Here is a 14,744-nt window from a genome sequence, read left to right as displayed (position 1 = left end):
CAGTGCCATCTTCTTCAGCCGGTTCTTCTTCGGCTGGTTCTTCTTCGGCTGGTTCTTCTTCGGCCGGCTCTTCTTCAGCTGGTTCTTCTTCGGCTGGTTCTTCTTCGGCCGGTTCTTCTTCAGCTGGTTCTTCTTCAGCTGGTTCTTCTTCGGCTGGCTCTTCAACTGGTTCTTCTTCAATCGGCTCTTCAGCCGGTTCCTCGGAAGTTGCAATTTCTACTGTGATTGAAGCTGGATCGCTTCGCTGGTCGTCGGTTACAGCCGTTACGCTAAACGTATAAGCTGTTCCTTCTTCAAGGCCGTTATAGGTGTAGCCGGTATCGCCAGTCGTCGTTAAGACAGAGCCGTTTACCGCAACTTCAAATGCAACATCTGCATCGCCGCCATATGACCAAGTTAAATCAGCAGACTGGTCATTAACATTAGCACGCAAACCGGAAGGAGTTTCCAAATCTTCCTGAACAAACTGCTCAGACACTTGAGTTGGTTCATCGCCGCGCACAAATAATTCAGTTCTTCTCAGACTATATGGGGTATAGTCACTCGCTAATTTAAGAGGTGAGGTGCCTCTTTCAATTGTTTTTTCGACTACCGAATCAGGTTTCTGGAACCCTTCCGTATCAGAGCTTGATATTTCGGACATAACTTGCTGGAAGAGGCGCTGAGCCAACAAGCGTTCATCAGAGCCGGTATCAATTGAATATTTTCGGGATGGATAGCCGCTCCAAACCGAAATGGAATAATCAGTTGTATAACCGGCAAACCATACATCTGGTGCAGAAGATGCATCCAGATTGTAATCTCTGATTTCATCTGCTGTATAATTGGAAGTCCCTGTTTTGCCTGCTAAGTCCAGTCCGCTAACAGCCGCTTCTTTTCCTGTGGCGCCTGCTATGCTTGGATCAACAACATCGCGAAGCATGTCGGTTACCATATAGGCGGTGCTGTCCTTCATCGCTTCAACCGGTTCCGGTTGGACCACTTGTTCAGTTGTGCCGTCGCGGAAAACGATTTTAGTAATAGTATGAGGCTCAGTAAATTCTCCTCCGTTGCCGAACGCCGCAAACGCGCCAGCCATTTCAACTGTCGAAATGTTTTTCTCCGGTGAGCCAAGGGCAGCAGACTCATATATATTTCCGAAATCCAATCCAAGTCTTTTCGTGAATTCTGAGGCTTCGTCAAAGCCAACTTCTTGTAAGGTTTTGACTGCTGGAATATTGCGCGAGCGGTATAAAGCTTCGCGAACAGTCATTGCACCAAGAAAATCTCCATCTACATTCCGTATTTCCTGGCCACTTTCATATTCATATGGTTCGTCAACAAGCGTTTGGCCGGTAGACCAACTTAAGTATTCAATAGCAGGACCGTAGTCAAGCAAAGGTTTAATCGTTGATCCGATCACGCGGTCTTTGGAAACCGCATAGTTTCTCCGGACATCGCCGCTGTAATCGCGTCCTGCGCCAATGGCACGAATGCCGCCGGTCTCTGTGTCAACAATCGTCATTGCGGATTCCACATCTTCATCAAAAAACAAATCAGACGACATCGCATCGTTTACTGCTTTTTGTACTGCTGGGTCCAGGGTTGTGTAAACGGTCAGTCCCTCGTCCAAAGAAATGTCTCCATCGAGTGATTCAAGTTCGTCTTCGACCATTTCCATGAAAGCTGTATACTCTCCGGTCGCTGTAGTTTGTTGGCGGTCTTCTTCTTTTAGCAGCGAATCTTCAATAGGAACTGCTTGCGCTTCTTCTTTCTCGGCTGTGGTAATTTTGCCATGCTGCTCCATTAAGCTCAAAACAACATTGCGTCTTGTTTCTGCCCGTTCAGGATTTTTAAAAGGATTGTAGCCGTTCGGGCTTTGAGGCATGCCAGCCAGCATGGCCATTTCGTGCAATTCCAATTCATTCAGCGGTTTTCCGTAGAAATATTCAGCTGCTGTTCCGAAACCGTAAATGTTGCCGGACATCAGGATTTTGTTGAAATACATCTCGAAAATTTCTTCTTTTTCATACTTTTGTTCCAATTTATAAGCTAAATAGGCTTCTTGCGCTTTTCGTTTTAGCGTTTTGTCGTTAGAAAGAAACGAGTTTTTTATCACTTGCTGTGTAATTGTACTTGCTCCTTGTGAACCGAACCCGCCCGTTATGTTGGCGACAACTGCGCCTCCTAAACGGATGACATCGATACCGGAATGCTTGTAGAAACGGTTGTCCTCAGTTGCCAAAATAGCGTCTTCCATCTCTTTCGGAATGTCCTCATAATTGATATAAGTCCTGTTTTCGGCGGTAATATAAGGAATTTCCGTTTTGCCGTCAGCAGCTAAAAAGGTGGGGGTGATAGGGTCTCTCAGCAATTCTTCATCAATTTCCGGAGCGCTGCTTGCATAATATGCAAACAACCCGGCTCCGCATATAAATCCAATTAATCCGATCAAAACAAGAGTTGTGAAGATGCGTTTGATCCAAGAAGCTCCGGGCTTTTGCTTTTTCTTGCTGGTCTTTTTCTTTTGTTGTTCGATTGCTTTTCTGCGCTGTTCGCGCGAAATTGGTTTTTCGCTCACAATCGGTTCCTCACTTTCATAAATATGACTCGGTTAAAGCTTTTGTAGAATGGGCAGGTAATCAATTGGGGGAAAAGCTCCGGGTGCAATTTCGAAAGAGGTTTCTTCGACTTCCTGCAACGTAATTGACTTTCTTCCTCCGGCAAGCATCCGGTCCCAAAAGATTTCCAATGATTCAAAGCGCATAACAAAATAGCGCTGCAGGGATGAAAAACGGAGAATCAGAAACGCCATGCCATTTTGTTTGACGACTTTTGACATGTGGTGGATTTGGTGCTCATGAATATTCTTTAAAGGGAAAGAAGTTTTGTTTTCCGTCTCTTTTGCCTCAAAATCGATGTATTTTCCGTTCCAAACCCCATTGTAATCCGTCGTGGAAGGAGTTCTAAAATAAGCTTCCCGGATTACCGCCGCGCTTCTGGACGGGTATTCGACTTTGACAATCTGCACCGGAACCGGCTTTTTGTGGATTACGGCAAGACCCAGCTGCATATAGTATTCATTTGTTTCGTTCAACTCATCCTCTAATGTCTTACCCCTATTGCTAAAAGAAAAATCCTTTTTCTTTTTGATTGCCGGGACTTTATTTGATGGAACGAATTTTTTTCCATTGGGATAGTTGATGGCCATTGTGATACACCTCGCTTACTTTATCATATCACACGCATTTAGACGAAGCCCGTGTGGAAAGGTTTCAAAATCACTAGACCTATGATACTGGATTCATTCCTACTTTCCAACTGAAAAGAATGTCTGTTCGATAAAGTTCGTCTCCTTTTTATGAATATGATAAACTTAGAGCAATGGAGGGGATGAAAAAATGACAGTCCGAGAACTCTCTTCCGTATTATATGATGAATGCGGAAAATGTCTGGACCGCTTTTACGAAATGCGCGAACGCGACGCGGTCCCGGATTTTTACAACGATGTAAAACCGTACGCCGATTATTGGCACGATAAAATAAATGAATGGCAAAAGGAATCTCTTTCCTATATCCAAAAAGAACGGCCGAAATATGTCCATAAGCCGCAAATTGATACGGCAGCAGAAGGCATGGCACAGTTCTTTGTTCAAAGCTTCTATAAAGAAACGAGTAAAAAGCGTTTTGTCCAAAGTATTCAATCAGCCCAATACACACTTCAAACATTTATAAATGCAATTGACGAAAGAGCGGGTAGCCATGATTAAACGCAAAACATTACCTCAATTGATGGCCGAATGGAAAACAGAGCCGGATATGATGGAGCGCATTGTCCATTGGCATACGATGGAAGAAAAACCGGCGAATTATGCAGAGTTTCCACCGGAAATGCACGCCAGTTTGAAAGCGGCGCTCCAAAAAAAAGGCGTTGATAAATTGTATACACACCAACGCGAGGCATTTGACCTTGCCGCTAAGGGAAAATCGTTTACGGCAGTGACCCCAACCGCATCCGGCAAATCGTATTGCTACCATTTGCCGGTGCTCCATAAGATTTTGAATGACCCGGGCGCCCGTGCTTTGTACTTGTTTCCGACAAAAGCGCTGGCACAAGACCAGAAAAGCGATCTGCACGATCTGATCGAGAAAACAGAACAGGCAATTTTGTCCTACACCTATGATGGCGATACTTCTCCTGCGATTCGGACGAAAGTGCGAAAAGCGGGCCAGATTGTCATGACCAATCCGGACATGCTGCACTCTGCGATTTTGCCGCACCATACGAAATGGGTTTCTCTTTTTGAGAATCTTCATTATATAGTGATCGACGAGCTTCATACGTATAAAGGCGTTTTTGGCACGCACGTAGGGCACGTTATCCGCCGGTTAAAGCGCATATGCGAATTCTACGGCAGCAACCCGGTGTTTATCTGCACCTCTGCGACGATTGCCAATCCGAAAGAACTTGCCGAAAAGCTGACAAATTCGGATCATGTGCTGATTGACCAAAACGGCGCGCCGAGCGGCAAAAAGCATATTGTCTTCTATAATCCGCCGATTGTCCACCCGACATTCGGCGTCCGGCGAAGCGTTATTCTTGAAGTGCGTGATTTGGCGACCCATTTGATCAAGCAAGGCATCCAGACCATCGTCTTCGCCAAAAGCCGTGTCCGGGTCGAGATGCTCGTCACGTATTTGCAGGCGGTTACGAAGATGAAGCTGCAGGACGAATCAATCAAAGGTTACCGCGGCGGTTATTTGCCGTCGGAACGCAGGGCCATCGAAAAAGGGCTGCGGGATGGCACAATTCAATGTGTCGTATCGACGAATGCCTTGGAACTAGGTGTCGATATTGGGCAGCTGCAGGCATGCATCATGACCGGATATCCCGGAAATATTGCAAGTGCGTGGCAACAGGCCGGAAGAGCAGGAAGAAGACAAGATGAATCGCTCGTCGTGTACGTGGCCCAATCAACAGCGCTCGATCAATATATTATCAATCATCCAGAATATTTACTAGACCAGTCGCCGGAAGAAGCGCGAATCCATCCGGAAAATATCATTATTCTCATGGATCACTTGAAATGCGCGTCATTTGAGCTTCCTTTTACAACAGACGACCAATACGGCGAATTTGAAGTCCAGGAGCTATTGCAATACCTGCAGGAGCAAGGTGTCTTAGTGCGGACATCGGACCGCTGGCATTGGATGAGCGACCGTTTTCCTGCTCATGACATTTCGCTGCGTTCGGCAACACAGGAAAATGTCGTAATTATCGATCAATCCGTTCCAGCAGATACTCGGGTGATAGGGGAAATGGACCGGTTCAGCGCCATGACCCTCTTGCACGAAGAAGCGATCTATCTTCATCAAGGCACGCAATTTCAAGTGGAGATTCTCGACTGGGAAGAGAAAAAAGCATACGTCACAGAAGTGGATGTGGATTATTTTACCGATGCCAACTTGGCAGTCGAGCTGAAAGTGATGAGCGAAGACAAGACGCGTGAATTTCACGATGCTTATGTACACTTTGGCGACATCGCTGTCTTAGCGATGCCGACAATTTTTAAAAAGATTCGTTTTGACACACATGACAATATCGGTTCGGGTCCGATATCCTTGCCGGCTGAAGAACTTCACACTAGTTCAACTTGGCTCAGTTTCGCCCGGCCGGAGAACTTCAGCGAAGCCGAGTTGTCTGACACGATGACCGGAGCCGCATACGCCATCGAATCGTTCATCCCGATCTTTGTTCAATGCGACCGCAGGGATGTCCATGTCGTACCGCAAGTGAAATCGCCGCACAACGACTTGCCTTCGTTTTTCATCCATGACTCTTATCCAGGAGGAATCGGCATAAGCGAACGGATCTACGATCTATGGCAGCCGCTGATCGACAAAGCACAGCAGCATGTTTCCGAATGCCCGTGCTTGGACGGCTGTCCGTCCTGCATCGGCGCCCAAGATGCCGCTATCAGCATGAAAGGCCATGTCATTCAATTATTGAATGACCTTCGCAACGAGGGGTGAGTGCATATGTCATTTGAAAGCAAACTGCTCCAGATGAAAGGCTTGCTGAAAAAAGAGCCGGCCAAAAAGCAAAAAGCGAAAACTGCTGAGCGTCCGGTTCATAAAGACAAATGGACTGGAATCGGACTGGAATTGAAGGAAAACAAATTCGGCTTTGTTTTTCAGAAAAAAATCCATTATCCGCTAGACACTGTTCATGGAAATGTGGAACTAAAAGAATTGGACCGAGTGCTTGGTGCATGGGGAAATGCTTTGTTCGACCATCCATTCAAGTTAGCCCCGGAGGATCCGATTGTCTTTTTTGATACCGAGACCACAGGGTTGAGCGGAACGGGCGCCTATATTTTCTTGATCGGGTTGCTCGTAAAAAAAGAAGAGGGTTTTGAAATGACACAATACATCATGCCGGATCCGTCGCACGAAGCCGCTTTTTTGTATGAGACAGGGCTGTGGAAAGATGAAAATCCCATTATTTTTTCCTATAACGGCAAAAGCTTTGATTGGCCACAGTTGATGTCTAGGTGGACGATGCACCGCAATGTGCTGCCCAAACTGCCTGCTCCTCGCCAAATCGATTTGTTCCATGGAACAAAACGCATTTGGAAAAACGAACTTGAGCGAATGAAATTGAGCGCCATCGAAGAAGAAAAGTTGGGATTCAAGCGTGAAGGCGATGTGCCCGGCTATTTAATACCGGCGATCTACTTGGATGCGGTGAAAAGTGGATTTCCAGAAGCACTGGAGAAAGTATTGTTTCATAATGAGCTGGATATTTTGTCGCTTGTCTCGCTTTATGTTTTGTCTTCCGACTTATTAATGGAAGACTTTGCATCAGAAACGAGCGGCGCTTATACGAATATCGGAAAATGGTATGCGGACTTGAAGCAGTTTGACCAAAGTGCGATTTACTTGGAACATGTAACTGAACAGCGCGGTGCGCAAGCGGCACTAGCCAGGTATCTGCTGGCTATCCAGAAAAAGCGGAACGGCCAGTCCATGGAGGCTGTCCAGCTTTTTAAAGAAGCGGCACCACATCTGCGCGGAACCATTGAAGTCGAAGCATGGATTCATGCGGCAAAACTGTATGAACACCAGCTTGGTGATTTGGACCAGGCGATCACCATGACAGGATTTGCCAAAGAGGCGAGCGAACATACAAAAGTCCGCAATTCGCTAATATTGGATATCCAGAAAAGACAGCGGCGCTTGGAAGAGAAGAAGGCAAAAAAACGCCCGCAAGTTAACAAGATATAGACATGAAAAACCGGCCATATGCTATACTTAGCGTAAGGCAGGTCTTTTTTGATTTAATGATATTTGATTTGATAAATAACGGTTGATTCAACTAACAATTTGTGAATGCTTTTCGCGAATTGAAGTTTCACCTTACGGAAGGACGATAATAATGGAAACTAAATTCACCGCAAAAGACATATTGGAAAAAGATTTTAAAACAGGCATGCGCGGATATAACCAAGATGAAGTGGACCATTTTTTAGATGAAATCATTCAGGACTATGAAATTTTTTCTAAAAAAATAGAGCAGCTTCAAAACGAAAACAAGCGGCTTCGGGCTGAGATGGAAGATATGCCAAGAAAGCAAGCATCCCCTGTGCCAGGTACGACCAACTTTGATATATTACGCCGGCTGTCCCACTTGGAAAACCATGTCTTCGGCAACAAGCTGCATAACGACTAATTTTGTTGTTTTCTTTTCTGAAATAACGTATACTAGTAAAGCCATTTGAAATTCTGGCAATCGCTCTGGCATCTCGCCGGAGAGGAAAGTCCATGCTCACACGGACCTGAGACGGCCGTAGTGATCGCGCCCAGCGAAACAATAAGCTGGGGCAGTTGCTTTTGCAGCTGACGGCGGGTAGAACACCTAAGTCTTCGGATATGGTCGAAATACCCTGAAGGTGCCACAGTGACGGAGCTGCATAAGAAATTATGCAGGTGGAACGAGGTAAACCCCGCGAGTGAGAAACCCAAATTATGGTAGGGGCACTTTTCTGAAGGAATTTAACTGAGGAAGAGGCGGGAGAGAAACCCGCAGATAGATGGTTGCCGTCCACTAGTACGAGGTGCAAACTGCTTGAGTACGTGGAAACAAAACATGGCTTATAGAATTTCTTCTGGTTTTAAACTGATAAAAAGGCTCTCCTTTAGGAGAGCTTTTCTTCATATTATAAATATAATTGCAAATTGCCAGCTGCTATATTAGTTGAACTAAAAAAATTGATCTCTCCACATCGCTTCGGCCGCTTTGGGCATGGCTCCCGCCATGAGCCGGGAAAAGCACCCGTCTCTTGGCTTCGCCTAGCCCGTGGACGCGCCGGCGCTAAGAAAATGGCTAACTAAAAAGCAACTCTAGGTTTTTACGCTAATTGATTAAGATATGGAGCAAAACAGCGGAGACGCCTGCGGAATATCGAAAGGTGGAAATCATTAGTTCAACATATTTAATTAAAAAGAAAAATTCAAAGGCATGCACCAAGAAAGGGCGTTATTATGGCTACATTTAAATTACTTGCTACTGCGGCTATGGGCCTTGAGTCAATCGTTGCTGATGAAGTGAAAGCATTGAGTTTTGAAACCCAAACCGAAAACGGAAAAGTCTTTTTTGAAGGAGACGAGAAGGCGATTGTTAAAGCGAATCTTTGGCTTCGCACAGCGGACCGGGTAAAAATCATCGCTGGCGAATTCAATGCCTATACGTTCGATGAACTGTTTGAAAAGACCAAAGCGATTGAATGGGAAAAATTCCTGCCAGTCGATGCAGAATTCCCTGTATCCGGAAAATCCGTAAAGTCAACACTCCACAGTGTGCCAAACTGCCAGTCAATCGTCAAAAAAGCGATTGTCGAACGATTGAAAAAAGCTTATTTCCGCAATTCGTTCCTTGATGAATCGGGCCCGCGCTTCAAAATTGAAGTTTCTATCTTGAAAGATAAAGTCCAGCTATCAATCGATACAAGCGGCGCCGGTTTGCATAAACGCGGCTACCGCCTTGACCAAGGAGAAGCACCGTTAAAAGAAACGCTGGCTGCGGCTCTTGTCAAACTGTCCCGCTGGACGCCGGACCGCCCATTTGTAGACCCATTTTGCGGTTCAGGCACAATTGCGATCGAAGCGGCCATGATCGGCCAAAACATCGCACCAGGGTTTAACCGCGAATTTGACAGCGAAGCATGGCCGTGGATCAAGCCGCAAGTATGGGAAGATGCCCGCAACGAAGCAGAAGAGTTGGCAAACTACGATCAACCGCTTAATATTCTCGGTACGGATATCGATCACCGCATGGTGAAAATTGCTGAAGAAAATGCTTTAGAAGCAGGTTTTGCAGATTTGATAACTTTCAAGCAGCGCCAAGTGAAAGATTTTACTACGCATGAAGAAAACGGCGTCGTTATCGGCAATCCGCCATATGGCGAACGACTCGGAGAAGTAGAGGTCATCCAGGAAATGATTCAGGACATGGGCCGCGTGTTTTCGAAACATCCGACATGGTCTGTCTATATGCTTTCTTCCATGGAGAAATTTGAAACACTATATGGCCAGCCAGCCACAAAAAAGCGAAAACTATTTAACGGTTTTATCCGGACAGACTTGTTTCAATTCTGGGGAGAAAGCCCAAAAAATAAATGACTAGAGAACGGGAGGGCTGACAGCTCTTCCGTTTCTCTGTGAGGAGCGTCTATGAGACAACCAATACCATTTCCGTTAACGAAAGACAAAACTTTTTTTGAATCGCTCAGCGAGTGGATCGGCGATATTTTTTATGATGTGTTGCCGGAAAAAGGCTATGATGAGCGCGATGAACAAATTTTCATGGCGTTTCAAATAGAACAAGCATTAAAAGAAAAAGCGGTATTGTTCGCAGAAGCAGGCGTCGGGACAGGCAAGACACTTGCGTATTTGCTTCCAGCAATCGCTTATGCCCGCTATAAAGGCCGGCCGGCGCTTATTTCCTGCGCAGATGAAACCTTGATTGAGCAATTGGTCAAAAAAGGCGGCGACATTGACCGCCTGAATGAACTGTTCGACTTGAAACTGGATGTTCGATTAGCAAAATCCCGCGACCAGTATTTATGCCTGCAGCGCCTAGAAGGCGCGCAAAAACGCAGCGAAGCTGAATTCTTGGGCGATATTGAAGATATCTTGCCGGAATTCGTCAATAAAACCTTTTCAATGCAAAATACATTCCCTTACGGCGAGCGTTCAAGTTTTCCGGATGTTACGGATGAAGAATGGCAGCAAGTCAACTACCACCCAATCCAGAACTGTGCGGCTTGTGAACTGCGCAATAAATGCGGACAGACCATTCATCGAAACCATTACCGGGAAGCGACCGACTTGGTCATTTGTTCGCATGATTTCTTAATGGAGCATATTTGGACAAAAGAGACGCGTACCCGGGAAGGGCAGACGCCTTTGCTTCCAGAATTCTCATTGATTGTGTTGGACGAAGGCCATTTACTGGAATTTGCTGCCCAGCGCGCGCTGACTTATGAAGTGCAGGAAAGAACGCTGCTTGAAGTGACTGAAAGCATCATGGTTGACGGCGTACGCGAAAAAACTTTAGGGATGATTGAAACAAGCATCGATTTACACAATGAATTTTTCAGAACGCTCCGCACTTGTTTGGTTCCAAACCATGAAGACCGGAAAGGCATCAATAAGAAGCCTGAGTTAATTGCGCTTGGCAAGCAACTAGTGCGCCATATCGATGGAATGATGGAAGAATTCGTCTTTGAAGGAGAACTTTACACCATTCCCGAATACGAATTAAAAATGGCAGAAGAATATTTTGAGCAATATACGTTCTCGATGCGCTTGTTTGTTGAAGAAGGCGACGCCATCAACTGGCTTGAAGTGAAGGACGATGTGGAGACACTTGTCATCATGCCTCGTCTTGTGACTGACATTTTAGATGAAAAGTTGTTCGATGGAAAAGTGCCGATCATCTTTTCTTCTGCAACATTATCCATTCAAAAAGATTTCAGCTATTTGTCGGACAGCTTAGGGATCTTCAATTATCAATCATTTTCCGTGCCGTCGCCGTTTGATTATGAAGACGTCATGAAAGTTATCAAACATCCGCTGCATCAGAACGACAAGCACCAGCGCGTCTTCGAGCTGTTTGATACAAATGACCAAACTTTGGTGTTGTTCAAGTCTAAAGAAGACATGGCAAAATTTAAAGAAACGTTGCCGGCGGGACACGGAGTGAAAATTGAATTTGAAGGCGACCGTGAGCTGTCGACTGTGGTCAAAGAGTTTCAGGAAGGGCAATTCCAAGTGCTTTGTTCTTATCATTTATGGGAAGGCCTTGATCTGCCAGGAGAAGCGCTGACGAAAGTAATCATTGTGGATTTGCCGTTCCCGCCTAAAGACCCGGTGTTCGACGCCAAACGAAAATTCAGCGAGAATCCGCTGGAAGAAATCGATTTGCCTTTTATGCAGCTGCGAGTCCAGCAGGGGATTGGGCGCTTGATCCGGACTTCCAACGATCACGGGGAAATTCATCTGCTATTGAACGAAGATGAATTGGCCATTGAGCATTTATGGGAAACGATTCTGCCTGTCCATGCAGAAAACGCCTAAATAATTCCTCTCCTTGTGATACAATATGCACAGTATGTATAGGAGGGATTGCCTTGTCAATGGAAAATCAATTTACCGAACACTTGAAAAAAATCAACGGTTATAATGAAGCCCTTTCGCTGTTGTATTGGGATTTACGCACAGGAGCGCCGAAAAAAGGCGCCGATCTGCGTTCAGAAACAATCGGCATCTTATCTTCTGAAGTGTTCCAGTTATCAACGTCTGACGAATATGGCGAAATGATTGCCGGCTTGGAAGCCAAAAAAGACGAACTGGATTCGGTCATGCGCCGATCAGTGGAAGAAGCGAGAAAAGATTACGATTTAAGCAAAAAAGTGCCGCCGGAGGAATACAGAAATTATGTTGTCTTGCAGGCGAAAGCAGAATCGGTTTGGGAAGATGCTAAAGCGGCAGCTGATTTTACAATGTTCCAGCCTTACTTAAAGAATTTGGTAGCCAGCACGAAAAAAATGATCGGCTATTGGGGCGAGAAAAACGGCAGTCCATACAATACTTTACTGGACCAGTACGAGCCGGGAATGACTACGGAAGTACTGGATGACGTATTCGGCAAGTTACGTGACCGCATTGTGCCGTTGGTTAAAAAAATTCAGGACTCACCGAACAAACCTGAAACAGACTTTTTGTTCCGGAAATTCCCGAAAGATGCCCAGCGTGAATTCAGTTTCAAAATCTTAGAACAGCTTGGCTACGATTTCGAAGCTGGCCGCTTGGATGAAACGGTCCACCCGTTCATGATCGGCATTAACCGCCATGATGTCCGGATTACTACAAAGTACGACGAAACCGATTTTCGGACAGCGGTTTTCGGCACTATCCACGAATGTGGACATGCATTGTACGAACAGAATTTCGATGAGGAATTATCCGGAATGCCCGTCGAGGATGGTGCTTCCATGGGAATCCACGAATCTCAATCGCTTTTCTTGGAAAACTTTGTCGGCCGCAACGAAAAGTTCTGGAAAAATAATTTCGAGCTACTGCAAAGTTATGCACCAGACCAATTTGGCGGTGTGGAACTCGAAAGGTATTACCGGGCCATCAACGAATCAAAGCCGTCGCTCATCCGCATCGAAGCGGATGAACTGACGTATGCGCTTCATATCATGATTCGCTACGAACTTGAAAAAGGGTTGTTCAATGGCGATGTGCAGGTTGAGGATTTGCCGAAGCTTTGGAATGAAAAATACGAAGAGTATTTAGGGGTTCGCCCCCAAAATGATGCTGAAGGTGTGTTGCAGGACGTCCACTGGGCTGGTGCGAGTTTTGGTTACTTCCCATCCTATGCCCTTGGGTATATTTATGCCGCCCAGCTGAAAAATGCCATGTTGAAGGATGTGCCGAATTTCGATGAACTGTTGGAACAAGGCAATGTGGCACCGATACGTGAATGGTTGACAGAGCACGTCCACCGGCATGGAGCAATGAAAAAGCCGCTCGAAATTCTGCAGGATGCAACAGGTGAAGGCTTGAATGCAGAGCATTTGGCTTCCTATTTGGAAGACAAGTATACAAAGATCTATCACCTGTAAAAAATGGTGGGCCTTGAAAGCATTATGCTTTCAAGGCCTTTTTGTATGTTTCTTGTCACCCTATCCGCTGAGCAATATGCAATCTGAAGTAGGATCCGATTTTCTCGACTTCTGACATGGTCCGGCAAATGCCCTCGGGAGTGGAAAACCAATTTTCCTTAGTAATTCCGGTTCCATCCACCACAGGAGCAACAAGAAATTCGGTCTCTTTTGGAAAGACGGTTTGATAGGTCAAGAGCGCCCGGCGGGAATGCCATGCTTTACAGACGAGAATAACTTTCCGGAAAGGCAGCCCTCTGTTTTGCAGTATTGTTAAAGAATTTTGTGCATTTTCAAAAGTATTCTGCGCTTGGTCTTCTTTTAGGATAGCAGAAGCCGGTGCGCCAAGATTTAAGCCGATTTGTTGAAGAAAAGCCCATTCTGTCGTGCTGACTCGCGGGTTGGCGCCGCCCGATGGAAGGATATAAGGCGCCATCCCCTCGGAGTATAAAAAGACGGCCTTTTCCATGAGTTGAGGCTGGCTTCCGCCAGGGACCAAGATGACATCGGCTGGAGAGATATGCGTCTCGGCAAAGATAAATTGGGAAATGCAATCATATGGATGTGGCAAGAACTGATCCTCCTAATTATTTAGTCTTCTTTATAGAAGATACGTCTTGAAACATTAGAAGTTTCACTAACTTCTAGCCGCCAACTTTTCCTAAACGGGAACTTTTTGATTATAATGAAAATAGGAGGGGATATGATGTTAAAATCATTTAGTTTGGAAGGCAAAACTGCTATCGTAACCGGAGCAGGGAAAGGGATCGGCAAAGCGATTGCGATTGCGGTTGCAGAAGCGGGAGCAAACCTTATGCTCGTTGCCCGGACAGAAGCAGATCTCAAGCAAGTGCAGCAGGAAATCAGCAACAACCGGACAAGCTATTGCGTGGCCGATATCACCGACCGCAAACAAATTCAGAACGCTGTAGCGAAAACGGTTCAGGAGTTTGGCGGTGTTGATGTATTGGTCAATAACGCAGGCATGAATATCCGCTCGTCTCTTGCCAACGCTACTGATGCTGAGTGGCATAAGATTATGGATACCAATGCACAAAGCGTTTTTATGTTCTCTCAGGAAGCAGCAAAAGAGATGAACGGCGGCGGTTCAATCATCAACATCAGTTCGGTCGGCGGCGAACGTGCGCTGAAGACCGGCATCATTTATGCGGCTTCAAAAGCGGCGATTATCCAAATGACAAAAGTGATGGCGATGGAGTGGGGAGCTTCGAATATCCGCGTTAACGCAATCGGCCCTTGGTATTTCAAAACGCCGTTGACTGAAAAACTGCTCAATGACGAAGAATACCTTAATTCGATATTGGCTGTCACACCGATGAAGCGGGTTGGAGAACTTCCTGAAGTGGCATCACCTGTCGTATTCTTGGCGTCCGACGCAGCAAGTTACATAACAGGGCAGACTCTTTTTGTCGATGGTGGAATGACCATCCATGGTTTTTCCTGATTTTCAATAAATCCTTTCCTTCTGGGAAAGGATTTTTTTCGTTCCTAAGAAAAAAATGATATGATGGT

11 protein-coding genes and 1 other RNA gene are annotated in these 14,744 nt (G+C 45.8%); 9 read left to right on the top strand and 3 right to left on the bottom strand.

Features of this window, described 5'->3' with window-relative positions:
* Together FQV28_RS16725 and recU are read right to left on the bottom strand one after the other, a co-directional pair.
* Positions 1-2,560: penicillin-binding protein 1A (locus tag FQV28_RS16725; protein WP_146497768.1), on the bottom strand; the 2,560-nt coding region annotated here is incomplete at its 3' end.
* 33 nt (positions 2,561-2,593) lie between these two features.
* Positions 2,594-3,190, bottom strand: a complete 597-nt coding sequence (gene recU, locus FQV28_RS16720; RefSeq protein WP_146497654.1) for a Holliday junction resolvase RecU — start codon at positions 3,188-3,190, stop codon at positions 2,594-2,596.
* Positions 3,191-3,380: 190 nt separating this feature from the next.
* Between recU and FQV28_RS16715 the strand changes: the two genes are divergently transcribed.
* The 8 genes from FQV28_RS16715 to FQV28_RS16680 all read left to right on the top strand — a co-directional run bounded on the left by FQV28_RS16715 (position 3,381) and on the right by FQV28_RS16680 (position 13,172).
* Positions 3,381-3,749: a YppE family protein gene (locus FQV28_RS16715; protein ID WP_146497653.1), complete on the top strand. Its 369-nt coding sequence runs from the start codon at positions 3,381-3,383 to the stop codon at positions 3,747-3,749.
* On the top strand, positions 3,742-6,012 hold the full coding sequence (locus FQV28_RS16710; protein ID WP_146497652.1) for a DEAD/DEAH box helicase: 2,271 nt from the start codon (positions 3,742-3,744) through the stop codon (positions 6,010-6,012). Before FQV28_RS16715 ends, FQV28_RS16710 begins: the two co-directional genes overlap by 8 nt.
* Positions 6,013-6,018: 6 nt before the next feature.
* On the top strand, positions 6,019-7,266 hold the full coding sequence (locus FQV28_RS16705; protein WP_146497651.1) for a ribonuclease H-like domain-containing protein: 1,248 nt from the start codon (positions 6,019-6,021) through the stop codon (positions 7,264-7,266).
* A gap of 151 nt (positions 7,267-7,417) precedes the next feature.
* A complete protein-coding gene (gene gpsB / locus FQV28_RS16700) occupies positions 7,418-7,711 on the top strand; it encodes a cell division regulator GpsB (protein ID WP_146497650.1) in 294 nt (97 codons plus the stop codon).
* Between the two features lie 48 nt (positions 7,712-7,759).
* An RNA gene (gene rnpB, locus FQV28_RS16695) (RNase P RNA component class B) lies at positions 7,760-8,141 on the top strand.
* 382 nt (positions 8,142-8,523) lie between these two features.
* On the top strand, positions 8,524-9,660 hold the full coding sequence (locus FQV28_RS16690) for a THUMP domain-containing class I SAM-dependent RNA methyltransferase (RefSeq protein WP_146497649.1): 1,137 nt from the start codon (positions 8,524-8,526) through the stop codon (positions 9,658-9,660).
* Between the two features lie 51 nt (positions 9,661-9,711).
* Positions 9,712-11,619, top strand: coding sequence for an ATP-dependent DNA helicase (locus FQV28_RS16685; protein ID WP_146497648.1), 1,908 nt, complete (start codon positions 9,712-9,714; stop codon positions 11,617-11,619).
* Between the two features lie 59 nt (positions 11,620-11,678).
* A complete protein-coding gene (locus FQV28_RS16680; RefSeq protein ID WP_186763928.1) occupies positions 11,679-13,172 on the top strand; it encodes a carboxypeptidase M32 in 1,494 nt (497 codons plus the stop codon).
* Between the two features lie 55 nt (positions 13,173-13,227).
* On the opposite strand, the gene FQV28_RS16675 is transcribed toward FQV28_RS16680, so the two are convergent.
* Positions 13,228-13,782, bottom strand: coding sequence for a YdcF family protein (locus FQV28_RS16675; protein WP_146497647.1), 555 nt, complete (start codon positions 13,780-13,782; stop codon positions 13,228-13,230).
* Positions 13,783-13,914: 132 nt separating this feature from the next.
* Here FQV28_RS16675 and FQV28_RS16670 point away from each other — a divergent pair, with 132 nt between their 5' ends.
* The gene (locus FQV28_RS16670; RefSeq protein ID WP_186763924.1) at positions 13,915-14,676 is read left to right on the top strand and encodes an SDR family NAD(P)-dependent oxidoreductase; all 762 of its coding nucleotides are present in this window, start codon (positions 13,915-13,917) and stop codon (positions 14,674-14,676) included.
* Positions 14,677-14,744: the final 68 nt, after the last annotated feature.

Origin of the sequence: Planomicrobium sp. CPCC 101079, from assembly GCF_007859275.1 — a bacterium.
Taxonomy (GTDB): domain Bacteria; phylum Bacillota; class Bacilli; order Bacillales_A; family Planococcaceae; genus Planococcus.
This window is presented reverse-complemented; position numbering and strand designations above follow the sequence as displayed.